The 23712-nt window shown below is 62.2% G+C and carries 20 protein-coding genes; 12 read left to right on the forward strand and 8 right to left on the reverse strand.

Annotated elements, in window-relative coordinates; genetic code table 11:
- Positions 1 to 13 precede the first annotated feature (13 nt).
- Positions 14 to 1273 (forward strand): ABC transporter substrate-binding protein, encoded by a 1260-nt coding sequence (locus tag AC1DYJ_RS04300; RefSeq protein WP_477280165.1) that lies wholly within the window; start codon positions 14 to 16, stop codon positions 1271 to 1273.
- A gap of 169 nt (positions 1274 to 1442) precedes the next feature.
- Here AC1DYJ_RS04300 and AC1DYJ_RS04305 read toward each other — a convergent pair whose 3' ends face one another.
- A complete protein-coding gene (locus AC1DYJ_RS04305) occupies positions 1443 to 2351 on the reverse strand; it encodes a LysR substrate-binding domain-containing protein (protein WP_477280166.1) in 909 nt (302 codons plus the stop codon).
- A 121-nt stretch (positions 2352 to 2472) separates the two neighbouring features.
- On the opposite strand from AC1DYJ_RS04305, the gene AC1DYJ_RS04310 reads away from it, so the two are divergent.
- The 8 genes from AC1DYJ_RS04310 (at position 2473) to AC1DYJ_RS04345 (ending at position 11712) form a co-directional block, all read left to right on the forward strand.
- A complete protein-coding gene (locus AC1DYJ_RS04310; RefSeq protein WP_477280167.1) occupies positions 2473 to 3513 on the forward strand; it encodes an aromatic ring-hydroxylating dioxygenase subunit alpha in 1041 nt (346 codons plus the stop codon).
- Positions 3510 to 4631: a 2Fe-2S iron-sulfur cluster-binding protein gene (locus tag AC1DYJ_RS04315; RefSeq protein WP_477280168.1), complete on the forward strand. Its 1122-nt coding sequence runs from the start codon at positions 3510 to 3512 to the stop codon at positions 4629 to 4631. The genes AC1DYJ_RS04310 and AC1DYJ_RS04315 overlap by 4 nt, the downstream gene beginning before the upstream one ends.
- A complete protein-coding gene (gene hisC / locus AC1DYJ_RS04320; RefSeq protein WP_477425960.1) occupies positions 4589 to 5797 on the forward strand; it encodes a histidinol-phosphate transaminase in 1209 nt (402 codons plus the stop codon). Before AC1DYJ_RS04315 ends, hisC begins: the two co-directional genes overlap by 43 nt.
- Positions 5794 to 7290 (forward strand): FAD-binding oxidoreductase, encoded by a 1497-nt coding sequence (locus tag AC1DYJ_RS04325; RefSeq protein WP_477280170.1) that lies wholly within the window; start codon positions 5794 to 5796, stop codon positions 7288 to 7290. The genes hisC and AC1DYJ_RS04325 overlap by 4 nt, the downstream gene beginning before the upstream one ends.
- Before the next feature lie 115 nt (positions 7291 to 7405).
- The gene (locus AC1DYJ_RS04330; protein WP_477280213.1) at positions 7406 to 9322 is read left to right on the forward strand and encodes a DUF2817 domain-containing protein; all 1917 of its coding nucleotides are present in this window, start codon (positions 7406 to 7408) and stop codon (positions 9320 to 9322) included.
- Positions 9323 to 9391: 69 nt separating this feature from the next.
- On the forward strand, positions 9392 to 10189 hold the full coding sequence (locus tag AC1DYJ_RS04335) for a transporter substrate-binding domain-containing protein (protein WP_477280171.1): 798 nt from the start codon (positions 9392 to 9394) through the stop codon (positions 10187 to 10189).
- An 82-nt stretch (positions 10190 to 10271) separates the two neighbouring features.
- Positions 10272 to 10979: an ABC transporter permease gene (locus AC1DYJ_RS04340; RefSeq protein ID WP_477280172.1), complete on the forward strand. Its 708-nt coding sequence runs from the start codon at positions 10272 to 10274 to the stop codon at positions 10977 to 10979.
- A 4-nt stretch (positions 10980 to 10983) separates the two neighbouring features.
- Positions 10984 to 11712 (forward strand): ABC transporter permease, encoded by a 729-nt coding sequence (locus tag AC1DYJ_RS04345; RefSeq protein WP_477280173.1) that lies wholly within the window; start codon positions 10984 to 10986, stop codon positions 11710 to 11712.
- A gap of 146 nt (positions 11713 to 11858) precedes the next feature.
- Here AC1DYJ_RS04345 and AC1DYJ_RS04350 read toward each other — a convergent pair whose 3' ends face one another.
- Complete coding sequence (locus AC1DYJ_RS04350; protein ID WP_477280174.1) at positions 11859 to 13445, reverse strand: FAD-binding protein; 1587 nt, start codon at positions 13443 to 13445, stop codon at positions 11859 to 11861.
- Positions 13446 to 13847: 402 nt separating this feature from the next.
- Here AC1DYJ_RS04350 and AC1DYJ_RS04355 point away from each other — a divergent pair, with 402 nt between their 5' ends.
- From AC1DYJ_RS04355 to AC1DYJ_RS04365, 3 genes are all read left to right on the forward strand, one after another.
- Positions 13848 to 15173: an acetamidase/formamidase family protein gene (locus AC1DYJ_RS04355; protein WP_477280175.1), complete on the forward strand. Its 1326-nt coding sequence runs from the start codon at positions 13848 to 13850 to the stop codon at positions 15171 to 15173.
- A 160-nt stretch (positions 15174 to 15333) separates the two neighbouring features.
- Positions 15334 to 16656: an epoxide hydrolase family protein gene (locus AC1DYJ_RS04360; RefSeq protein ID WP_477280176.1), complete on the forward strand. Its 1323-nt coding sequence runs from the start codon at positions 15334 to 15336 to the stop codon at positions 16654 to 16656.
- A gap of 110 nt (positions 16657 to 16766) precedes the next feature.
- A complete protein-coding gene (locus AC1DYJ_RS04365; RefSeq protein WP_477280177.1) occupies positions 16767 to 16910 on the forward strand; it encodes a hypothetical protein in 144 nt (47 codons plus the stop codon).
- A 252-nt stretch (positions 16911 to 17162) separates the two neighbouring features.
- Here AC1DYJ_RS04365 and AC1DYJ_RS04370 read toward each other — a convergent pair whose 3' ends face one another.
- The 6 genes from AC1DYJ_RS04370 to AC1DYJ_RS04395 all read right to left on the reverse strand — a co-directional run.
- Positions 17163 to 17915 carry a GGDEF domain-containing protein gene (locus AC1DYJ_RS04370; protein ID WP_477280178.1) on the reverse strand — a complete coding sequence of 251 codons (753 nt, stop codon included), beginning with the start codon at positions 17913 to 17915 and terminating at the stop codon, positions 17163 to 17165.
- 269 nt (positions 17916 to 18184) lie between these two features.
- Positions 18185 to 18862: a thermonuclease family protein gene (locus AC1DYJ_RS04375; protein ID WP_477280214.1), complete on the reverse strand. Its 678-nt coding sequence runs from the start codon at positions 18860 to 18862 to the stop codon at positions 18185 to 18187.
- A 183-nt stretch (positions 18863 to 19045) separates the two neighbouring features.
- The gene (locus AC1DYJ_RS04380; RefSeq protein WP_477280179.1) at positions 19046 to 20233 is read right to left on the reverse strand and encodes an ABC transporter substrate-binding protein; all 1188 of its coding nucleotides are present in this window, start codon (positions 20231 to 20233) and stop codon (positions 19046 to 19048) included.
- A 98-nt stretch (positions 20234 to 20331) separates the two neighbouring features.
- Positions 20332 to 21069, reverse strand: coding sequence for a lytic transglycosylase domain-containing protein (locus tag AC1DYJ_RS04385; protein ID WP_477280180.1), 738 nt, complete (start codon positions 21067 to 21069; stop codon positions 20332 to 20334).
- A 52-nt stretch (positions 21070 to 21121) separates the two neighbouring features.
- Positions 21122 to 21490, reverse strand: a complete 369-nt coding sequence (locus AC1DYJ_RS04390) for a hypothetical protein (RefSeq protein ID WP_477280181.1) — start codon at positions 21488 to 21490, stop codon at positions 21122 to 21124.
- Positions 21491 to 21562: 72 nt separating this feature from the next.
- A partial coding sequence (locus tag AC1DYJ_RS04395) for a beta strand repeat-containing protein (protein ID WP_477425961.1) occupies positions 21563 to 23712 on the reverse strand: 2150 nt, incomplete at its 5' end.

Consider the following 23712-nt stretch of genomic DNA (forward strand, 5'->3'; position numbering starts at 1 on the left):
AACAGCAATGAAAATGAAAAAGACAATACTTCAATTCACCACCGCACTGGCTCTCGTGACGATGGCCGGCGCCGCACACGCAGCAGACTGCAAGATCACCGTCGGCCTGGTCATGGAACTGACCGGACCGGCCGGCGAATACGGCCAGGCCGGCGCCAAGTCGGTCGAAATGGCCTTCCGCGACATCAACGAAGCTGGCGGAGTGCGCGGCTGCGATCTGGTGACCGACACGCGCGACAGCCAGAGCCAGGGCAATATCGCCGTCGACGCCGCAACCCAGCTGGTGCAGGTCAAGAAGGTGCCGGTGATCATCGGCGGCATCATCTCCTCGGTGTCGATCCCGATCCTGACCTCGGTCACCGGGCCGGCCAAAATCGTCCAGGTCTCGCCGGCGTCGTCCTCGCCGACGCTGACCACGCTTGGTCGCGACGGCAAGACCAACGGCATCTTCTTCCGCACCATCACGTCGGATGCGCTGCAGGGCGTGGCGGCCGCTAAATACGCCGTCGACAAGGGCTTCAAGAAACTGTCGATCATCCATGTCAACAACGACTTCGGCGTCAACATGGTGGCGGAGTTTTCGCGCGCCTACAAAGCGCTCGGCGGCACCATCGTCTCCGACACGCCCTATAACGAGAAGCAGTCGAGCTATGCCTCGGAAGTCACGGCGGCAATGGGCGGCGAACCGGACGGGCTCTATCTCGTCAGCACGCCGGTCGACGGCGCAACGGTCGCCCGCACCTGGATCTCGCAGGGTGGCGTGCAGAAATTCCTGCTCAATGACGGCATGAACAGCCCGGACTTCATCGAATCCGTCGGCGCCGATTATCTCAAGGATGCCTATGGCACCTCTTCGGGCACCAGCCCGACGGCTTCGACGGAGTATTTCACCAAGAACTACAAGGCGTTTTCCGGCATTGAACCGTCGAACCCGGCGGCTGACCGTTCCTACGATGCCGGCGCCATTGTCGGCCTCGCCATCGCCATTGCCGGCTCCGAGGATCCGGCCAAGATCAAGGACGCCATGTACAAGGCGGTCGATCCGGCCGGTGCACCGATCTATGCCGGCAAGGACGAATTCGCCAAGGCGCTCGGCCTGATCAAGGACGGCAAGCCGATCCGTTACGAAGGTGTCATCGGCCCGGTCGCCTTCGACAAGTATGGCGACATCACTGGTCCGTTCCGTCTGTGGAAGATCGTCGACGGCAAAGTGACGACCGACGGCGAGATGACTACCGACGACGTCAATGCATTGCAGGCGAAGCTGCAGTAAGGCACAGGCACCTTGTCCGGCGCATTCGATCCTCGGGATCAGCGCCGGACAACGCGCGGCGGCGAGAGAGCCGAAAGCGCAAATTCTGCGGGCCCTTCGTCACGCCCGCCACATCGCCTGCGGTCTTCTATCCGGCTCCATCCATCGGATATTTCGCCGGTGGGTCAGATTAGGAAGCATCCAGCCGCTTGGAGATCGAAACGATCCAGGCACGCAGTTGTGGTCCGAATGGCTTATCCAGCGCGGCGCGGTCCCAGGCAAGAAAATAGGCAGCGGGCAATTGTACGCGCTCGTTGAAGGGTACGATCAGCCGGCCGGATGCGATGTCTTCTGCGGCCATGGACAGTTGGGCAAGGACAAACCCCCTTCCATTGATCGCGGCGTCTATCGCGGCGCTGGACAAGGAGAACGCCACTTCACCGGACGTCCTTCGGTGCGACGCGCCGATAGTCCTGGCCCACTCCGCCCAGCTCGGCGGCGACTGATGGTCTCGTGCCCACTCTATGCCAAGCAAGGGAAAATCAAGGATATCTGACGGCCGCTTGACGGGGCGGCCAGCCAGCAATCCAGGCGCGCAGGCGGGGACCACCCAGTCCGTGAACAACTCGGTATAGTGGTCGAACTCGTGAACCTTCGTGCCGTATGAGATTCGGAAATCCACCTGGTCGTCGTCGAAACGCGGCTCCTGCTCGGCGCCGATCAAACGCACCGTCGCCCCGGCGTGGGCGATCTGCCAATCCAGAAGCTGTGGCGCCAGCCATTTGCTGGCAAGCGAGGGCAGGCAAGAGATGGTGAGCGCGCTTTCCGAACGCGCCCGCTCGACAATGTGCTGCGCGTCGCGAAGCTGTTCGAAGCCTGAGGAAACGGCCGCATGGTAGGTTCTCCCCCAGGACGTCAGCGCGACACTCCTGCCACGGCGTTCGAGTAAACTGAGGCCGAGCGCGTCTTCCGCCTTGCGGATCTGCTGGCTGACCGCGCCGACGGAAACCCCAAGCTCTTCAGCGGCGGCGGTAACGCTGCCGCATCGGCCGAAAGCCTCGAACGCCTGTATGGCACGGAGAGGGAGCGCGTTCTTCACCTGGGAACAATCCTGGGGTCGCTTTGTTTTAGCATTTCTAAAATAGAACGCAGATGCAAGCCCTTTGTCGTGCCCGGCCCGACAGCTATCGATTTGGCAGTCGCAAGCTCGGGAGGACGCCATGTTTCTTCGAAATTGTTGGTACGTAGCGGCATGGGACGCCGAAGTCGGTGAGGGGCTCAAGCCCGTGCGCATCCTCGGCGAAGACATTGTCCTCTACCGCAAGACCGACGGCGTCGTGGCCGCACTTGAAGACGCCTGCCCGCATCGCAAGCTGCCGCTGTCGATGGGCCGCATCAAGGGCGACACGGTAGAGTGCGGCTATCACGGGCTGACTTTCGACAGCACCGGAACCTGTACGCGTGTTCCCGGTGCTGAAAAGATACCGCACGTCGCCTGCGTCCGTTCCTATCCGATCGCAGAGCGTTACGGGCTGCTCTGGGTCTGGATGGGCGAGGCGACAAAGGCCGATCCCGCGCTGATCTTCGCGGTCGACCACTGGGGTGATCCGGCATGGGGCGTCAATCGCGGCGAGTCCATGACGCTCGACTGCAACTATCTCTACATGACCGACAATCTGCTCGACCCCTCGCATGTCTCCTGGGTCCATCAGTCCTCCTTCGGCGGCGTTCAGGCGATGGAGGATGCGCCGCTCGAAACCACCGTGGGCGTGGACGGCGTGACCGTGTGGCGCTGGGTGGTCGATGCCGCACCGGCGCCATTCTATGCGCCTTTCCTCAAATTCTCCGGCAATTGCGACCGCAAGCAGCACTACGAGGTGCGTTACCCCTCCAACGCCATCATCAAGGCCATCTTCGTGCCGGCCCGCACTGGCGGCGAGGGTAAGCCGCTGCATGAGGATGTGTTCCTCATGGACAGCTACAACTTCATGACACCGGTCGATGAGAACCAGACCAAATATTACTGGTTCCAGATGCGCAATTTCGCGCCCGACGACCAGGAGGTCTCGCGCCAGTTCGCGACGTCGGTGCGCGGGGCATTCGATGAAGACCGCGCTGTCCTGAATGCCGTGCACAAAGGCATGGCCAACAAGCGGACACCCAATCTCGATCTCAAGATCGATGTCGGCCCGATGCGCTTCCGCCGCAATCTCTCGAAACTCATTGCCGCTGAAAGCCAGCAACTGGCGGCGGCCGAATGAGCTCACTGTCCGCCCGCGCAAGTTTGGGACGGAGCGGGTTTCGTGACCTGAAAGTGGTCGCGAAGGTGAAGGAGAGCGCGATCATCACATCGTTTCTGCTCGAGCCGGTGCAGGCGCAGGACTGGCGTGCCTACCAACCGGGGCAGTTCCTGGTGTTTCGTATTCCGGTCGCGAAGGAAACGGCGGGCGCAAAGGACCATGTGCTGCGCAACTATAGCGTTTCCGGCGCGCCGGGCGTTGCCGGCTCCTATCGCATCAGCGTCAAGCGGGAGGCGGCACCAACACAAGGGCTTCCGGCCGGGGTGAGCTCCTGCTTCCTGCATGACGAGGTCGAGGTCGGCGATGTCCTGTCGGCCGAGGGGCCGCGTGGCGATTTCGTTCTCGACACCAGCAGCAATCGGCCCGTTGTCCTGCTCAGCGGTGGCGTCGGCCTGACGCCGATGGTTTCGATGCTGCATGCGTTGGCATCGGCACCCGATCGCCGCGTCGTCTTCATCCACGCCTGTGAGAACGGGGAGGTCCATGCCTTTCGCGAGGAGGTGTCGGCCCTGGCCGCCACGCGATCCGGGATGACCGTTCACTTCTGCTATCGCTTCCCGACCGAGCGCGACAGATCGGACCGAAAATTCCACAGCGAGGGCGTGGTCTCACGCGAAATGCTCCAGCGTCTTTTGCCGCTCGACGATTACGACTTCTACCTGTGCGGCCCGCCGCCCTTCATGCAGGCTGTTTATGCCACCGTGCGGGGGCTTGGCGTGCCGAAAGCGCGTGTCGCCTACGAGTTTTTCGGCCCGGCCACGGTGCTCGATGTCGCCCCGCCTGCCGTCACCGTCTCACCAAAAGTGGAGACCGTGGTCGACAGCAAAGCCATTGTGGTCGAGTTCCGGAAGTCGGGCATCAAGGTTGCATGGGACGGCGTCTCATCGCTGCTAGAATTCGCTGAAAAGCAAGGCCTGGAGCCGGAATTCAGCTGCCGTGCCGGCGTCTGCTCGACATGCAAGTCGCGGCTGGTCGACGGCGAGGTCAGGTATTTCGAAGAGCCGCTCGATGACCTTGAGCCGGGCGAAGTGCTGCTGTGCTGCTCAAGGCCGCGCGGCTCTGTCGTCGTGGATATCTGATGGATCGCATCCGCCAAGAAAGCGTATCGGGAAGGACCTCTGGATTGGACAATTCGAGCACGTCAAAGTCAGCGCTTTCCTTCAATCCGCATATCGCTTCATTGCCGCCCTACAATGCAGGCATGAACATTGCGGTGGCGCGCACGCTCAGCGGGCGTCAGGACATCGCCCGACTGGCCAGCAATGAGAATCCCGATGGCTGTTCGCCAAAGGTCATGCAGGCGCTGGCATCGCCATCGTTCGAACCATGGCGCTATGCCGACCCGGCCTGCACGGCATTGCGTGCAGCACTTGGCGAGAAGGTGGCAATCGACCCTGGTCGGATCGTCGTCGGCAACGGATCGGAGGAGATGATCGCCGCCATCTCGCGTGCCGTCCTTGTGCCTGGGGCTTGCGTTGTCACGACGGTGCCGAGCTTCGGCCTGCACGAAATTGAGCCTCTGGCGGCCGGCGCCAAAGTCATCAAGGTTCCCATGACGACGGATATGGGATTTGATCTCGGCGCACTGGAAGCCGCAATTGCGACCGAGCCGCGGATCGTCTTCCTCTCCTCGCCCTGGAATCCAGTGGGGCCGGGGCTCGACCGCGGCGCCTTGCAACGCCTCATCGCAGCCATTCGCCCGGGCACGCTTCTTGTTCTCGACGAGGCCTATTTCGAATTCGCCGATCCGGGCGCGCCCGACGGCATTACGACGCTGCGAGACAGCGGCATCCACCATGTCGTGTTACGGACATTTTCGAAAGCCTATGGCTTGGCCGGGCTGCGCGTCGGCTACGCCTTGTGCTCCAGCCTCGAACTCGCCGGCGTCATCGCCGCTGCGAAAACACCGTTCAACGTCAACGGGGCTGCACAGATCGCGGCCATCGCCGCGCTGGCGGACGACGGCTGGATGAAAGCCTCGGCCAATCGTGTGCGAGCAGAGCGGGAGCGTGTCGCGGCGGCACTCGCCGGGCTTGGCTTGCGGGTTGCGCGATCGCAGACGAATTTCCTTTTCTTTGATTGCAACGATGACAGCGCGCGCCTGGCGGCCTCGCTGCTCGGGCAAGGGATCATCGTCAAGGCGTGGCGCGAGAGCGGCTATGAACGCTACCTGCGGGTGACGATCGGCTCGCCCGCCGACAATGATCGTTTTGTCGCGGCGCTTCGGGGGCACGCAGGCCAATGAAAGCCACCGCTGTTGCACGTGAGGACAAACGCATCGGCAATCCGGTGCCGCTGCCGGTCGTTGAAAGCCTTCGCGCCATCGTCGGCGAAGCGAATGTCCGCATTGCCGACATCGCCGGGACGGCCGACCGGGACGCGGCCATCCTTGTTCTGCCGGCGTCCACGCAAGAGGTCGCCGCTGTTGTGCGCATATGCGGTCAATACGAAATCCCGGTGGTGCCGCTCGGCGGCGGGACGGGCCTTGTCGGCGGAAGCATTTCGCACGCCGGTGAGATCGTCCTGTCCCTGGCACGCATGAACCGGATCGAGCGGCTCGACCCGGTCGAGCGCACCGCAACCGTCGGCGCCGGCGTCACCCTGGAAGACTTGCAGACCGCAGCCAGGCTCCATGGTCTGGAGCCGGGCATCGATCTTGCCGCGCGCGGCACGGCGACGATCGGCGGCATGGTGTCCACCAACGCCGGCGGGATGATGGCTTTTCGCAACGGGGTCATGCGCCATCGGGTCCTCGGTCTCGAGGCGGTGATGGCGGATGGCTCCGTCTATGGCGATCTCACCCGGGTGGTGAAGAACTCCGCCGGCTATGACCTCAAGCATCTTTTCATCGGCGCCGAGGGAACGCTTGGCATCGTCACGCGCGTGGTCGTCAAGCTCGACCCGTCGCCCAAGGCAACCGCTACCGCGCTTTTCGGGCTGCCTTCCGTCGAGGCGGCTCTGGAAACCATCCGCCTGGCTTTCGAATCGAGCGCCGGGCATTTGCGCGCCGCTGAGGCGATGTGGAATTCCTATTTCAGCCTCGCCGCCAAGGCGCACGGTTGGTCTGAACCGGGCGTTGCGCCCGATCAGCCGATCTTCCTGCTGCTGTCGCTTGGCGGCGGCCGTGAAGAGGCGCTTCATGAGGATTTCGAGCGGCTCTATTGCGAAACCGTCGAGCGTTTCCCGGAGGCGACAGGCATCATCGCCAGTTCGCGCAGGCAGGAAGACGATCTGTGGCGGCTGCGCGAAGACAGCAGCGTCGTCTACCGCGCCCATCCGAACGCGCCGTCGTTCGATGTATCGGTGCCGCTGTCGGAGATTCCGGCCTATCTCGATCGGGCCATCACTGGCCTCGCTGCGATCGAACCCGATCTCGCCCCGTATGTTTTCGGGCATCTCGCCGATGGCAATCTGCACATCATCCTGAACCGTCGCGGGCCGCTTCCCCAACAACTGGCGGCCGCGGTCGAGCGTGTTCTCTATGATGGCCTGCGCGCGCTTGGCGGTTCCTTTTCCGCCGAGCACGGCATCGGCTCCAAGCGCATCCATTCGCTGCTGGCAACGGCCGATGAGACCAAGCTCGCCACGATGGAACGGGTCAAGAAGGCGCTGGACGGCCAGTCGCTGATGAACCCCGACAAGGTGCTGCCCGGTCGTGGCTGGGTCGTCCGTTCGCCCTCGCCGCCTGCGTCCGATGAGCACCGATCACAACGCCAAGATGAGAACGCCGATGAATAGCCCCATCGCGAAATTGCATGGACCGGAAAAATCGGCCGACGCTGCCGTCCGTGCAGAAGAAACCACGACGCGTCCTGACCATGCGCCAGCGCCATTCGCGGTCAGCTTCTCGGCGATGCGCGACAGGTTTCGCAAGGCGGCGCAACGCGCGGGCGCAGAACTGACCGAATATCTCCATCCGCTGCATGGGCCGGACGGTGAGGTTCTGGCGACCGATGTCGCGCTGTTGGGGCGGCGCGATGCGCAAAAACTCATTGTGCTCATTTCCGGCACCCATGGCGTGGAAGGGGCATTCGGCTCGGCCTGCCAGGCCGCCTGGCTCAGTCAGAAGAGCCCGTGGAAGCTGGACGCGGAAACGGCCGTGCTGGCGATCCACCTGATCAACCCCTGGGGTACGGCGTGGTCCCGACGCGTCAACGAGGACAATGTCGACCTCAACCGCAATTTCATCGACTGGTCCGCGGGCACACCACCGGAAAACAACGCCTATGCCGGACTGCACGGCATATTGACGTGTAGGGAATGGGAAGGACCGGAGCGCGTCGCTGCCGATGAAAAGCTGCTCGCCACCAAAAAAATGCTCGGGCAGGCGGGGCTGGCGGCCATTGTCGAGGCCGGTCAATACGAATTTCCCGACGGACTGTTTTATGGCGGTTCAGCCGCCGTCTGGTCGAACCGGACGTTGACCGACATCCTGTCGACCTTTGCCGCCGGCGCGCGTCATGCCGTCGTCTTCGACCTGCATACCGGTGCCGGCCCCTACGCCTATCCGGCCCTGCTTTCGGTCGCGACGTCCGAGCATTCCGGCATGGCTTGGGGCAAGTCCGTTTTCGGGCCGGCGCTCGCCACCGTCATCACCGGGCCGGATGCGACGACCGGCACCGGCATTGCCGCGACGGCCACAGGCTATGTCTCCGAGGCCGTCGTCAGGGCGATGCCGAACGCGCGGGTGCTGCCGCTCGTCGTGGAATGCGGCACGCTGGATGGAGCCGCTGTCATGGATGCGGTCCAGGCCGACAACTGGCTGCATCTTTTCGGCAGGGTCGATTCCATCATCGGCAAACGGATCAAGGCAACGCTGCGCGGTGCTTTCATTCCCGACGATCTGGATTGGCAGCGGACCTGCCTGTCCACCAGCCTGCGCTATTTCGATCGCGCGCTGATGGAATTGCAGGCCGTCGAAGTCGCGGCAAGCGGGCTCAGCCAGAGTGGGCAGGCGCCGCCACCGGCCCGGATTGCGGCGGATCACGCGGCCACGGTGAAGGCTACGACCCCGGCGGTGCAGATCGAGGATTTGCACAAGAGCTTCGGCCCCCTTCTGGTGTTGAAAGGTGTCAACCTTACCGCGCACGCCGGCGAGGTCATTTCGATGATCGGCTCATCCGGTTCTGGCAAGAGCACGTTTCTGCGCTGCATCAACCTCTTGGAACAGCCGGATGGTGGCAAGGTCGCTATCGACGGCGAAGTCATCAAGATGAAGCAGACGTCGAACGGCCGTGCCGGGCCGGCCGACATGGCCCAGGTCGAGCGAATTCGTGCCCGCGTCGGCATGGTGTTCCAGAGCTTCAATCTGTGGCCGCACATGACGGTGCTGGAAAACATCACCGAGGCCCCTCGGCATGTCCTGAAGGAGCCGCGCGACAAAGCCGTCGACCACGCCCATGCTTTGCTGAAGAAGGTCGGGCTTTCCGACAAGCACGCGCATTATCCAGGCCAGTTGTCGGGAGGCCAGCAGCAGCGCGCCGCCATCGCCCGCACGCTTGCCATGCGCCCCAAGGTCATCCTCTTCGACGAGCCGACATCGGCGCTCGATCCCGAGCTGGTCGGCGAGGTGCTGCGGGTGATCCGCCAGCTCGCCGAGGAAGGCAACACGATGATCCTCGTGACGCACGAGATGCAGTTCGCGCGCGAGGTCTCTCACAAGATTCTGTTTCTCCACCAAGGAAAGGTGGAGGAGGAGGGCGCGCCGGCGGAGCTGTTTGGCAGCCCGCGCTCGGAGCGTCTGCGCCAGTTCCTGGCCCGGACGCTGTGACACCCTCGAAGGCTCCCGTTGGCGCCGGAGAGGTCGATAGCAATGAACATCAAAAAAGGGGAACTGACCATGAAACTGAAAGTCTTGTCGCTGCTCGCATTCCTGGCCGCGGGCACCGGAAGTGCGCTTGCCGCGGACGGTGAATTGTCCATCGGCACGGAGGGCGCCTATCCTCCGTGGAGCATGTCCGATGCCAATGGCAACGTCACCGGCTTCGACGCCGATGTCGGCGCCTTGCTCTGCACCAAGCTCGAGCTGAAGTGTCACTTCGTCGTGCAGGCCTTCGATGGCCTGATCCCGGCGCTGAAGGCCAAGCGCTTCGATGTCATCATCTCGGGGATGTCGATCACCGCCGACCGCAAGAAGGAGATCAACTTCAGCGTCGGCTATGCCGAACTCGCCAATATGTTCGTCGCCCCGAAGGGCTCGGATCTCGCCGGGATCACCGACGTCGACACGCTGCTGAAAGCCCTCACGGGCAAGAAGGTCGGCGTGCAGGCTGGCACGACCCATGCCCATTTCATCGAGAAGCGTGCGCCAGATGCCGACCTGAAGACCTACGACACGCTTGACCAGATGCAGATCGACCTTGCGAGCGGCCGCATCGACACGGCTTTCGCGGATCAATCCGCACTGCAGGACTTCCTGGACAAGCCGGACGGCAAGAATTTTCAGCTGGTCGATGTCAAGATCCAAAGCAAATTCGACGCAACGCTCGGTGAAGGAATCGGTGTCGGCATCGCGCAGGAAAACACCGAACTCAAGGGCAAGATCGACAAGGCGCTGTGCGAACTGATCGCCGACGGTTCGATCGGCAAGGCCAGCCAGAAATGGTTCAAGACGGACATCTCTAGGCCGTGCAACTGACGTCGTTGTAACGCACGCGGTCGCATGCGCCGGCAGGTGCATGCGACCGGCTCGTTCGCACTCCTTGAAGAGGGCAATCCTCATGGAATTCGGTCTCTGGCAGGTTTGGGATGCTGGTTGGGTGGGCGCCATTCTGCGCGGCGCTGCCGTAACCATTGCAGTGGGCCTGTCCAGCATGGTTGCAGGGCTGCTGATCGGCATTGTCTGCGGCCTGATCAAATGGGCCAGGATCTTTCCGCTGTCATTACTGGTGGACGGGTACACGTCCGTGGTTCGGGGCGTTCCCGAACTCCTCGTCATCTACCTGCTGTTTTTCAGTTCGGTCGAGTTCGTCACCAAGGTCATTACGGCGTTCGGCTATGCCGGGCTGGCGGAAAGCGGTTATGCCTTCGTCATCGCGGTGATCGCCATCGCCGCGATCTCCGGCGCCTACTCGACCGAGGTGATACGGGGCGCCCTGGCCTCCATCCCCAGCGGACACATCGAGGCAGCGCGTGCCCTCGGCCTGCCAGGCAGCCGTATCTTCCGCCGCATCATAGCTCCGCAGATGTTGCGCATCGCGGTTCCGGGCATCAACAATGTCTGGCAGACCACGATCAAGGATACGGCGCTGGTTTCGGTGGTCGGGCTGCAGGAGCTGATGCGTATTTCCTATATCGGCGCCAACTCCACCCGCCATCCGTTCATCTTCTATCTGATCGCGGCTGTCGTCTATCTGGTCATCACGCTTGTCAGCCAGGCCGGCTTCGACGGCATCGAACGCCTGCTTCGGCTGCGGGTGCGGAGGTAGGACCATGGAACTCATCCCGCTTGCAGTTCCCGTTCTGCTCAAAGGCCTGTGGGTCACGGCTGCGCTGACACTGGTCTCGGTGCTGATAGGCTTCAATCTCGGCCTGGGATTGGCCCTGATGCGGCTGTCGACCAATCGCTTCGCCGCCGGCTTTGCCAAATATTACAGCAACGTCTTTCGCGGCACGCCGCTGCTGGTCCAGATCTTCATTTTCTACTACGGGCTTGGAGAGGTCAGCCTGGTCCGGGACAACGCCGTCCTGTGGTGGGTGATCAGCGACGGTTCCCGCTGCGCGGTGCTGGCGTTGGCGCTCAACACCGCAGCCTATACATCCGAGATCCTGCGCGGTGGGCTGATGTCGGTTCCGGCCGGCCTGGTCGAGGCGGCACAGGCTTGCGGCATGTCACGGCTTCTGCGCTTTCGCCGCATCGAGTTCCCGCTTGCCATCCGCCAGGCGCTCCCGGCCTATGGCAACGAGCTCATTCTCGTGGTCAAGGGGACGAGCCTGGCCTCGACGATCACCGTGCTGGAAATCACCGGCTACGCCAAGCGGCTGATGAGCCAGACCTTCGCGATCTTCGAAATCTTCGCGATTGCCGGAATCCTGTATCTGGTCGTCAATCTGCTGCTGATCGCGATCGTACGCTCGATAGAGCGCTATCTCATGAGGCACGAAGCACAGGCCCGCCAAGGCGTATCCACACCGCGTCTGGATGCATCGGCAGCGGTTTAGACAACGGCCGTAGGCGCGTCGGGACCATACGGAACAATACCGGAAGATTTCTGGTTTTTGCTCGCGAAAAAGCCAATAAAATCAACGACTATAGTACATCCTTCGGGTCCGCCATAAGTCTTGATTTCACTGTAGAAAAATTGCTCTCACGACAGCGGGATGCTCTGCGCGCTCCGGAACCAGTCGAGCGGGTTGTATTTGTGCTTGGTGCTCTGCAGCGGCGTGAAGTTGTCCTTGAAATAGAGGTACATGGCGTTGCTGATTCCTGGCGTCCCGTTCACGCCGAGTGCGGTGTCGCAGTAGTTGAAGTAGCAGCCGTCGACGGTTCCAGTGGGATCTCGGCGCGGGTCGGGGAAGCCGCCATAGGCGGAGTAAACGTCCGAATACATGCCATTGATCCAGTCGACATGCGGCTTGGCCTGCACCGGGTCGTCCAGGCCGACGGGCGCGCTGTTGTCCCAGTAGGTCTGGTATTGCAGCTTCATGTACGAGCTGCGCTGGGGGATCGCCGTGGCGCTGGACCCAACAGTGTTGATCTTGCCGCCATAGGAATCGATCTGGCACAGGCTGGCCGCCATGTCCGAAGCCGGCACCCCGGCTGGTACCTTCTGCAGCCATGTCCACAATGCGGAAACCTGCGCCGGTGGAAAAGCCTTGTTCATATAGGCGGACTTGTATTTGCCGAAGCGGTTAGGCCCCGAGCCGTTCACCTGCTGGACGCCTTCGAGGAAGGTGTAGCGGCGGAAGACGTTGCTGTCGGTCGGCATCAGCGGACCGTTGTCGGCCAGCCAGCCTGGATGGCCGATATGCTGACCCGGCCTGTCGGAGAGCGGCCCGAGCGCCGCGTAGCGCTGCCGCCGCTCGTTGACGCGCCGGGTGAGGTCGGTTTCGTAGATTGCGACGTCGGCTTCGAGCGGCTGGTTGTACAGATAGAAGGTCGACACCGTCATCGAACCGGCCTGCTGGTGGTTGGCGTGGAAGATCGAGAACTCGTCCCACGGCGCGGTGTAGCACTCGTACTGGAAGAAGGTGTCGAGATAGGTCTGCAGCACGCTGGAACTGGTGAAGTTGCTCCACGGAATGGTCAGCGTGTTGACATAGAGATATTGCGGCGCCACCGGCGGGTCCTGGAAATAGTAGCGGGTGATGATGCCGAAGTTTCCGCCGCCGCCGCCCCGTATCGCCCAGTAGAGGCCGGAATGCTGGCTGGCGCTGCAGTAGACCAGTTGCGGTGTTCTGCCGTCTTCCGGCGTGACCACGACGTCGGCGCCGGTCAGATAGTCGATCGCCAGGCCGAGCAGCCGGGATAGTATACCGTATCCGCCGCCGGTGATGTGGCCGCCGAGCCCGACGGAATAGCAGGAGCCGGCGGGCAAGGTGCGGCCATAGACATTGAAAAACGTCCGGTACATGTCCCAGTTGCCGTTGCCGACATCGATGTAGTAGCCCTTGTCGACGTCGAAGCCGTAACTGTTGACCCCGGTGACGTCGATGATGCACTTCGTCGTCGAATTGTAGACGAAGCCCTCGTAGCAGTGGCGGCCGCACGTGATCTGGATCTCGCCAGGCTTGTAGCTGTACTTCCAGATCGCCTGGTTCATCATGTCCCGCACATCGTCCGCGCTGGTAGGGGTGAACACCATTTCGAGGTTGGGCGCGAACCAGCGCCGGTCGAAACCCTGCCGGTCCGATACGAGTGGCGGGCGGCGATAGGGCATGGGCGGGGTTGGCATGTGCGAACTCCTCTCTCTTCTCTCTTCGAATGCCTGTTGCTTGGTGCCTGCTTTGCAGACCCACACCGGCCGCTTCGCGCAAGGGCGAACGTCTCTCCCCAGCGTCGATCCGTCGAAACATAAGTAAGTCTTAAAATAACATAGCAACTGAATATACTTCTCAATTAGAGAACTAGGCGCCTGTCGCCGACCAATGTCAATGGATCGTCGGCGGCGAATACTTCGCAGGTTCGGTCATCGCGCCACTGCGGTCTTGCAGGCATGCATCAGCGTGGTGAGCGGCACCCTGCCAGCTTGCTACACTGCGTTACAAAACTGCCGTTTCCGGACACATTGGCGATACTCCGCAAAGACCAAATCGCGGCCAGCTTCGGATGCAATCTTGGTCAAGGAGGAACGAGCGTGCTTGAAAAATCATCCACCCACTCAAGGTCGGCGCAGCGCACCGTTTTCGTCAATGAGCTGACCAACGGTGTTCTTGACCCGGAGGTCGCCATGCTTGGGCCGGTCGCCGATGGCGGCGTCATCATCGCCAATACGGCGCCCGGATGTTGGGGGCCGATGATCACGCCCGCGATCCGGGGCGGACATGAAGTCACCAGGCCGGTGGCCGTCGAAGGCGCCGAGATCGGAGACGCCATCGCCATCCGCATCCGCTCGCTGGTGGTCACGTCGGCGGCGACTGCATCCGGTCACGACAAGGTCATGGCTGGCCGTTTCAACGGCGATCCCTTCTGTGCCGCGGTTTGCCCCGGCTGCGGAACCGAATGGCCGACGACCCGCATCGAAGGCATCGGCCCGACCGCCATCCGCTGTCAGGAGTGCGGAGCCGACGCCACGCCCTTTACCTTTGCCAATGGCTATACGATCGCTTTCGATGACGAGCGCCATGTCGGTCTCACCGTCGATCGGCGTGAAGCGGAAAGGATGGCGAAGGACGCGGCGAAGCTGATGGCCCTGCCGGATGCGTCCATCCAGCATCCGATCCTGACCTTTGCTCCGGCTGATCTTGTGGCAGTCGCCACGCGGCTGCGCCCCTTCCTCGGGCAGCTCGGCACCACGCCCTCGAAGGCGATGCCGGATTCTCACAATGCCGGCGATTTTGGCTCGTTCCTGCTGGACGCGCCGCACGTCTACTCGCTGACCAGGGAAGAGCTTGCCACCCACAAGACCGACGGCCATCTCGACGTCAACACGGTTCGCGAAGGGGCGGTGCTGATCTGCCCGGTCAAGGTTCCGGGCGGCGGCATCTACCTCGGCGACATGCATGCCTTCCAGGGCGACGGTGAAATTGCCGGGCACACCGCTGACGTGTCCGGCACGGCCACGCTGGAAGTGCATGTCATCAAGGGGTTGAAACTCGACGGCCCGATCCTCTTCCCGCGCGGCGAGGATCTGCCCTACCTCGCGCGTCCCTTGACGGCTGCCGAGAGGCACGCTGTCGCGGCACTCGCCGCCCGGCATGGAATTGCCGCGGTTGAAGAGGACGCGCCGGTGACCTTCATCGGCAGCGGCGCCAATCTGAACCAGGCAACCGACAACGGCCTGCAACGCGCCGCCGACGTGCTTGGCCTCAGCCTCGCCGAGGTCATGAACCGCGCCACCGTCGCCGGTGCGATCGAGATCGGTCGGGCTCCCGGCGTCGTGCGCGTCACGCTGCGTGCGCCGCTGGCGGCGCTGGATGCCAAGGGCCTGGGTGACTTTGCCCGCGGCCTTTACGGCCTCTAGCAACGCTCAGTGTTCCCTGCGCGGCCGTCAGGCGGCCGTGCCCCTGTACCCAAACTGTTGAACCCAAACTGTTCCCGATGTCGCCGCGCGCATCGGGGAGGCCCGGCTGCGACTTCGAATCCGTTCGAGAGCGGCTTCATCTAGAAAAGGACGACTGGATATGACCCGTACAAAACGTTTGCTTGCCTCCTCCACGCTGATCGTGGCGGCTGGCCTGCCGATCTCCGCCTACGCTAACCCTTCGACCCCGACGGCCATTGTCGCGCAAGCGGATGCTGCCGCGACGAGCGAGGCGGCGCGTCCTGCCGACACCTCAATTCGCCCGTTCCAGTTTCACGCGACCGATAGCGAGCTGGCCGACCTCAAAAGCCGCATTTCGGCGACCAAATGGCCGAGCCGGGAGCTGGTGAACGACATCACGCAAGGGGTGCAACTGGCAACCATGCAGAAGCTCGCTCAATATTGGGCGACCGACTATGACTGGCGTAAGTTCGAAACCAAGCTGAATGCCTTGCCGCAATTTGTGACGACCATCGACGGCGTAGACATTCATTTCATCCATGTCCGCTCCAAGCATAAGAACGCCATGCCGATCATCATCACCCACGGTTGGCCGGGCTCCGTCATCGAGCAGCTGAAGCTCATCGATCCGCTGACCAACCCGACCGCGCATGGCGGCACCGAGGCGGACGCCTTCGATGTCGTGATCCCCTCGCTTCCCGGCTACGGCTTTTCCGGAAAGCCGACCGAACTTGGCTGGGACCCCGCGCGCATCGCACGTGCCTGGACCGTTCTCATGAAGCGGCTCGGCTACACCAGGTTTGTCGCCCAGGGCGGCGATTGGGGTGACGCCGTGACCGAGCAGATGGCCGTTCAGGCACCGCCGGAACTCGCCGGCATCCACACCAACATGCCGGGCGCCGTTCCTGACGAGATCGAGAAGGCGCTTGAAGTGCACAAGCCTGCTCCCGCGGGCCTGTCGGCCGACGAGCAGCGTGCCTATGGCCAACTCGACTTCTTCTACACGCACGGCCTCGCCTATGCCCAGGAGATGTCGGCTCGTCCGCAAACCCTGTACGGCATCGAGGATTCGCCGGTCGGTCTTGCCGCCTGGATGCTCGATCACGACGCGCGCAGCTACGAGCTGATCACTCGTGTGTTCGATGGCAAGGCCGAAGGACTGACGCGCGATGATGTGCTGGACAACATCACGCTCTACTGGCTGACCAATACGGCGGTGTCGTCGGCCCGTCTTTACTGGGAAAACAAGCTCGCCTTTTTCGCGCCAAAGGGGATCACCATCCCGGTTGCGGTCAGCGCGTTCCCGGATGAACTCTATCAGGCTCCAAAAAGCTGGGTCGAGAAAGCCTTCCCGAATCTGCTCTACTACAACCGGCTGGAAAAGGGCGGACACTTCGCCGCCTGGGAGCAGCCCGAAGCCCTGACCAAGGATCTTCGTCTCGCATTCCGGTCGCTGCGCTGATCGTCTGTTGCGACTGACGCCAATCGCATCCACTGGCCGCTGCCGGTGGATGCGATCTCGAATTCTCAATCATCATATCACGAGGCATGTCCTCGTCCCCGGAGCAGCTCATGAAATTCCTGACGATCTACATCCTTGGACTGGCAATCCTGGCGGCGCCCTGTGTTTACGACCCGAAATCGCAGGAGCCATCGCCCTTGGTCGGCCTTGTCGCAGCGGCCTCCGCCTCGGTAGCTCCGTTGCTCTCGGAATAAATTCGGCACCGGCTGCAGGCATCGGCTTGGCAAGCTCAATCTTCTGGGATCGAACCCGTCAAGCGTCACGCACCCGCCTCACGCGCCAGGACCTTGAGAACCTGACGCCAGCCGCGTGCCGGCAGGCTTTCGGCACGCCCATCGCGCTTTGCCGTCAGGCATCATCAACTGAAGCCGTCGACTTGCCAGCTGGCAGCTCGGCTCGACGGGTCGCGCCACAGAGCCGCGCTGCGGCGTGGCCCGCTTTCAGAGTTAGTTGGGCAGGTGCGACAATTGAAATCCAGGCTTGTATTCGACGCCGGACAACAGCGATTCCGCCGACCGGAACATGTCTTCAAACGCCAGCTCGTTTTCAAACACCACGCCGCCGACGCTGATGGTCAGGACATCCTCTGTTCCTTTCGGCGCGAAATAGGCTTGCGCCACGCGCGCCCGGATACGCTCGCCGATCTCCTTGGCGTCGTCCTCCGTCGCACCGGGCAGAAAGACCCCGAACATGGAGGTTCCGATGCGGCCCACCAGATCCTCCTTGCGCACCGATGACTGGATGGTCGAGGCTATGAGCCGCAAGGCCTCGTCACCCCAGCCCAGCCCGAAGCGCAGATTGATGGACCTGATATGTTCGGGATGAATGACCAGGAAGGCGCCGGATCGTGGACCGGACGACTCCTGCCTGGGTGTTCTCCTGTCGACCATCGACGTGAAGACTGTCCGGTTGAGACAGCCAGTCAGGCTGTCAAAGGTCGCCGACTTGTTGAGCTCTCTTCGATAATGGCCGAGCTCCATCCGCTGCAGGCCAATGAACAGGAGAAGCGGGCCACCTATGATGACTGGCAACAGGACCGCTGTGACCATGCTGCGGGCGAACGGCGTCAATGCTTCCGAAAACAGAAGCAGGTAGTTGAGGCCAACTGAGAGCAGCAAGATACCCGCAGTTCCCAGGGCGGTCAGCCATGCGACGTCTTTCCATTGCTGGGGCGAGCTGTTCGCCATTGGGGTCGTCATTAGCCAAACTCCCGCGGATCGAATCGATTGGTCATAAGGCCAAGGTGTTGCACATTCAGTTTCGAGGAATCATACAATTTGAGTAATGGCGCAATCGCCTACCATCGGCCTGAACCTGGCCTTCAAAGCAAGGCTATGCGGGCAACGGTAGCGACACCGAATTGTCGGCTAGAGCATGATCCAAAAAAGTGGGTACCGGTTTTTGGAAAAGATCGTGCTCCAACAAAGAGTTAGATCATGATGAGATTTCAACCAGATATCGTCATGATCTATTGTGGCGGGCCGAATATGCCCATCTCAGCATCCTTGGCCACCGCCTCCGCCTTGCCGTAGATGCCACTCGCCAGGGCCGTCGCCCAGCCGTTGGAAACAAGCCAGGCACCGACGTCCTGTTTGCCCAAATTGCACGGTGCGGCAATGGCAAAACGATCGACATACGGCGGCACGAAGCATTTGAGCGCCCGACCGCGCAGCCACGAATTGAACGTTGCGCGTGCACGCTGGCCGCAAGGCCAGGCGACGCCGCGAAACAAACAGGTCGTGTCCGGGTCGATGCCCTGGACCCCGCTGATGGCTACCGTGCGTCCCATGGATTCGAAGGTCGCCGACGAGGTGGCAACCGGTTGGTACAGCAGCACCGCTGACCAATCCTTTGGCATCCGCATCCCTGCGGGTGCTGCCAGGCCAAGGTCGCTGAGCGGCGGGCGCGGCTCTGCCCGTTCGATTTGCGCAGGATCAAGCTGCGGCGGCGCGATAAGGTCCTGAGCAATCTTGCGTGCCCGCCCTCGCCATGGCGTATCGGCGACGGTCGCTGGCGGTCGCGATGGCTGGCTATCGTCGACCGATTGACGTGGCGCGGGTACCGGTCGATCGATGGCAAGAAAATCGGCGGCCCGGATGATCGACAAGATCCCGGTCAGAAGCAGCAGGCTTCCGAGCAACACCACCAAGCGATTGCGCCTCAGCCAGCCCATCAGCTCAAGCAGACCCCAGGGCGTCTTGCCCTTAGAGCAATTCCAGGAAAAGTGTGATCGATTTTCCCGGGAAAAGCGGGTACCGCTTTCCCTTGGGAATTGCGCAAAAACAAAGAGATAGAGCGGTTCGCCGTTTCTGTGAAACGGTGAAACGCTCTAGTACCCCGACGTCGATTTGGCGACCAGTTTGAGCGCACCTTTTTGAACCTGATAAAAGGGCATGGATCGCTCGCTGGAGCCATCCGCCCGAAACCGGAACAAGCCGGTCGATCCGCGAAATCCGCTGCGATTTTCGAGCACCTGCTTGTTGAAACCGTCAGGCCCGACCGCACTGGCAATCCCCGCTGTCAGGGCGACCATATCATAGGCGTAGGCGACATTGGCGTCGGCCGGATAATTGTAGGTCGTCTTGAAGCGGTCGGCGATCGGCCCGGTTTCGTTTGGGTCGAGGGTGGCGATGTAGGATCCTTCGAACAGCGGTTCGATCGGACGTTCCAGCCAGCGGTTGGTTCCAACGACGGCAACGGCTTTTCCCGGAATGCCTTTCGATTTGAGCGCCGCAAGGATCTGAGACGGACTATCGTCGCCGCTGGCGATGACGATGGCATCGGGAGCATCGACCAGTGAGCCCATGTCGTTGACTGCTTTTGTGCCGCCGTCACCGGCCGAATACGGAATGGTGACGGCGAGTGTCGCGCCATAGATGCTGAGGCTGTTGGCGACCCGCTTTTCAATCGCGCCGGCATTCGCGCCGGCCGCGACGAGCAGCACGAACTTCTTGCTGCCTTTGGATGCCAGGCCGGCTGCGCCCGCGGCCGCGCTGTCGGCCTCGTTAAGGCGTACCGCATAGACGCCCGGGCCACCGGCGAAATTGTCGGCCAGCGCCAGCACCGGCGGCCGCTGCGATCCCGACAGCTTGGCTATGTGCTGAGCGGCCGGAAGCTCGACCGGGCCGATGACGATCTTGGTTCCGCTCGTGATCGCCTTCACCGCCAATTCGCTGGCGTGTGCGCTGTCACCCTTGGTGTCCTCGACTGTGACAGTGAGCAAGGCATTGCCAAGATCGCTCATCGCCAGCTTGGCTGCGTCGAGCATCTTCCTGCCGTTTTCGCCGGCGGCACCAGGGGCCGACAAAGGCAGCAGCATCGCGACCTTCGTCGGCCCGGTGCCGAGCGATTGCGTGGCCGGGCTGGCAACGGCAGCGGTGGCCGGCGCTCCAGGTGCGGCGATCGCAGCCGGATCGAGCGCGTCCGAGACGCTGCCTTTCGACTGGCAGCCTGACACCATAACTGCAAACGCGATCGCCCACGTCCACGAATAGTGGCCCTGCCGGCCAGATTTCATGATGCCTCCCCATATCCCGCCGAGTGTTCGTCCCGGTCTCATCCCATTCATCTTACGGCAGACTTGCCTCGCCGTCTTTGTAATTGCTGGATCGTGGTCTAGCCGTCGAAGAGTCTTGCCCGGAGCGCCTTGATCACCTTGGCTTGCCCGACGCTTCGATAGTCGGCGCATTTCATGTATCGCGGCCCCGGCACGAACAGCCGGCGCACGCAAATCCGCTTGCCCTGGGCAGGGGCGCTGTCGTCTGCGGATGGGAATGCGGAAAAGCCGAACGTCGCCAGCGGTAGCGGCCCGGTCACCGCAAAACCTTCTCGCGCCAGGATCGCACGCGCACGCCGGCAGTAGCGGACCGAAAGTTCGGAGAACCGGGTTTCACCATGCCCGGCGCGATACTTCATGACGGTGGTGCAGAGGTCGCCTGCGGCAAGGCTGTTCGCCTGCGCCAGATATCTGACGCCGAGCGCGATGTTGGTCGCCGGCGCGCCAAGCTCGTCGAGCGAACCGCGAAAGCCGAGCATTCGCGCCGTTCCCGGCATCACCTGCATCAAGCCGACTTCACCATCGGCGCCGTGCACATCGGGATCGAAACCGCTTTCGATCTCCATCACCGCGTGCGCCAGCACCGGCTCCAGGCCGTAGAGCGATGCCTGGCATGTCGCGAACGCCTTGAATGTCTCGCGCGTCCATTCCGGGGCAGCGTCGCAGCGGGCCGGCCGCGGTAAGCCGAACGGGGCTGCTCTCTCCAGGCTAGGTCGTTCCAGCCAGTTGGCGTGGGCTTGCGTGACAAGCTGGCCAAAACCGCTGAATGCGATCGCCGCAGCGATCGCCTTGGTCAATCGTCCGCCGACCATCGCGGTCAGCCAAACGGCGCGGCTCGGTTCCTGCCGGTCAGTTCATGTACTCGACCATGCGATCGTGGAAGCATTCGCATTTGTTGAGGGTGTCTTCGTCTTTGTAGTTCGTCTTGAGATAGCCATAGGCCATGCCGCACGCGACCTTGGCTTCCGATGCCCAGACGAAGGCAGGGCGCGAAGAATTGATCCATTCCGAGCTGTTGGCGACGGCCACCGACTCGTCCATCAGCTTTACCACCTCGGCCTTGAGATCGACGATGTTGTCGTTCAGCACCAGGTTCGAGGTGCCGACCGTGCGGCAATAATCGGCCACCGGCCCTTCGATGATGTCGGCGGCGAAGCCCGTCGATCCAGCCAGCAGCAGCGCCGTAGCCGAAGCCAGCAATCTTGCACAACGCTTCATGTAAGTCCCTCTCCAAACCCTGGTTTTATGTTTCGCTAATATATAGCATGAGAGCACGGCCACGCATAAGTGCTAAATCGTGGCCGTGTGCTGTTGATGTTGCGTGTCGTCGTAGAGGATGTTGATCGTGCCGGCGGCAGGCGCATTCTGCAGAACGGCGACATCCACGAAGTTGGCAGCGTTGCCCGAGCCGCTGGTGTCGACGCTCACGGTGCTGGTCGCGCTGTCGTAATGCACATAGTCGGCGATGTCGCCGGCCGGCGCCTTGTCGAACAGCGCGCTCAAGTCGATCTTGTCCCCTTCACCGCCATGGTAGTCGGCGATCAGATCCTTGATGTCCAGATTGTCGATCTTGAACGTGTCGGCTCCTGAAGTGCCGGCCATAGTGGCCGTGCTTCCGGAGCCAGCGCTATCGTAATTGCCGAAGCCGATGTCGCCGACAGCGCCTGTCTGACCGTCGGCGGTCGTGAAGGTGGCTTCGCCATAGGTCAAGACCGAGCCGTCCGCCGAAACCGAGTGCTGGTCGTTGCTATCGAGGCCGATCTCGACGATGCCCAGGGCGGCCAGCGACTTGAACTCGCCTGCATCCGACACGCCGTTGCCGTTGGCATCCTGCCAGACGCCAAACTGGGCAAAGTCGTGATCGGCGGCAGTCAGCTTGCCGTCATGGTTCGTGTCATAGAGCTGCTCGAGCGCTGCAAGGTCGGTCGCGGCGCCGGCGGCATGCTGGGTGAAGACGATCTCGGAACCGTTGTTCACCTTGCCGTCGCCATTGAGATCGATCGCCAGGATACCGTCATGCGTGTCGACCCAGGCGGTCTTCGAAGCGACGCCATCGCCATTATAGTCGAACGAAACGGTAGAGTGCGTCAGATCGGTGGTGTGGATTCCATCGTGGTTGAGGTCAAGCACGACCGGCGCGGCAACGGCAAAGGGTGTCAGACCGGCGGCCACGTGGACAGTGAAATTCGCCGTCCCTGTTGTGTCGCCATCGCCATCCGTGAGTTGCAGTGTCACTGGAATTGTATGGTCGACGGTGGTGCTGCTAACCCCGAGATCGGTGAGGTTTAGCTTGGTCTTGCCCGTCGATTCATAGGCGTCGACCCATGCGATCTGTGTTCCTGCAGGCGATGTGATCGTCAGCAGTGTCGAACCGACCGCTGGAGTGAAGGAAGCCGTGGTTCCGTTGGTATAGTGGGCGACGAACTCTATCTTGTCGCCGGCGGTAACCGCATCGAACGAAAACTTGGCGTAGCTAACGCTGGCTATGGTGATGGCCGGCGGCGTGTAGGGTCCGGCGCCATCGTAGTCGTTAGGCGTTCCGAAATCGAAACGCATGAACTCGCCCGCGTCAAAGTTGTTGTTGCCAAGCCCCCAACCGGCGCTCGAGCCGTTGACATTGGACGTCTGCGTCAGCGCCGGATTGCCGCCGGCAAGCCAAGCTGCTTCATTGAAGCTGCCCGTCGGCGCCCATCCGGTCACCATCACGACATTCTGGCCACCTGCCGTCACCACGATGGAATTGCTGGGGCCGGAACCGTAGGCGCCGCTCGAGGCAATGGAAACATTGGTGACAGTGCCGTCCAGTGGCGCCAAAAGGTCGAACGTGTACTGCCCCGATGTGCCGGCGCTCGGATTTACGGTGATGGTGAAGACCCCCGTGTCACCCGCATCGCGGCTTCCGTTGTTGTTGTTGTCGGCGTAGGCGGTCAACACATTGCCCGACTGTTCCGTGATGAGGTTGTGGCCGGCCGAGGTGATGCCTGTTGTGTTGGCCGTGATCGTCATGGACCCGACGCCGTCGGCGCCGGCGACAAAGTGCAGTGTTCCAACTGCCGGCGTCTGCGACGTATCGGTGCTTGCCTGCTGGCTTTGCACGGTTCCCAATGTCGGCACGTCATCGACGATGTTGACGGACAGGGTGCCTGTGGCGTTCTGGCCGTCCTGGTCGGTGAGCGAGACGGCAAGGTTCTCGAACAGGCTGTTGGTGCCGAGGCCCGTTGCGTGCGTCTCGTTGTCGAGCAGCGTGTAAGTGTAGCTGACGATGCCGGTCGCGGCATCATAGGCCGTCACGTTGAGTGTGTTGCCGAGCGCGGTGGTGAAGGCGCTGGCGGCGAACACGCCGTTGGTGATGAAGGCGTGGCCGTCGATGGTCAGCGAGGCGATGCCGTCGGGCGAGGAGATGGTGAAGGTGCCGCCCTGGGTGGTGCTTTCCTTCGAGG

Source organism: Mesorhizobium sp. P2_B11 (assembly GCF_056404855.1).

Coding starts and splice junctions, on each gene's coding strand:
- AC1DYJ_RS04300 (WP_477280165.1), top strand. CDS start 14: ATGAAAAAGACAATACTTCAATTCACCACCGCACTGGCTCTCGTGACG.
- AC1DYJ_RS04310 (WP_477280167.1), top strand. CDS start 2,473: ATGTTTCTTCGAAATTGTTGGTACGTAGCGGCATGGGACGCCGAAGTC.
- AC1DYJ_RS04315 (WP_477280168.1), top strand. CDS start 3,510: ATGAGCTCACTGTCCGCCCGCGCAAGTTTGGGACGGAGCGGGTTTCGT.
- AC1DYJ_RS04325 (WP_477280170.1), top strand. CDS start 5,794: ATGAAAGCCACCGCTGTTGCACGTGAGGACAAACGCATCGGCAATCCG.
- AC1DYJ_RS04330 (WP_477280213.1), top strand. CDS start 7,406: ATGCGCGACAGGTTTCGCAAGGCGGCGCAACGCGCGGGCGCAGAACTG.
- AC1DYJ_RS04335 (WP_477280171.1), top strand. CDS start 9,392: ATGAAACTGAAAGTCTTGTCGCTGCTCGCATTCCTGGCCGCGGGCACC.
- AC1DYJ_RS04340 (WP_477280172.1), top strand. CDS start 10,272: ATGGAATTCGGTCTCTGGCAGGTTTGGGATGCTGGTTGGGTGGGCGCC.
- AC1DYJ_RS04345 (WP_477280173.1), top strand. CDS start 10,984: ATGGAACTCATCCCGCTTGCAGTTCCCGTTCTGCTCAAAGGCCTGTGG.
- AC1DYJ_RS04350 (WP_477280174.1), bottom strand. CDS start 13,445: ATGCCAACCCCGCCCATGCCCTATCGCCGCCCGCCACTCGTATCGGAC.
- AC1DYJ_RS04360 (WP_477280176.1), top strand. CDS start 15,334: ATGACCCGTACAAAACGTTTGCTTGCCTCCTCCACGCTGATCGTGGCG.
- AC1DYJ_RS04365 (WP_477280177.1), top strand. CDS start 16,767: ATGAAATTCCTGACGATCTACATCCTTGGACTGGCAATCCTGGCGGCG.
- AC1DYJ_RS04370 (WP_477280178.1), bottom strand. CDS start 17,915: ATGACGACCCCAATGGCGAACAGCTCGCCCCAGCAATGGAAAGACGTC.
- AC1DYJ_RS04380 (WP_477280179.1), bottom strand. CDS start 20,233: ATGAAATCTGGCCGGCAGGGCCACTATTCGTGGACGTGGGCGATCGCG.
- AC1DYJ_RS04390 (WP_477280181.1), bottom strand. CDS start 21,490: ATGAAGCGTTGTGCAAGATTGCTGGCTTCGGCTACGGCGCTGCTGCTG.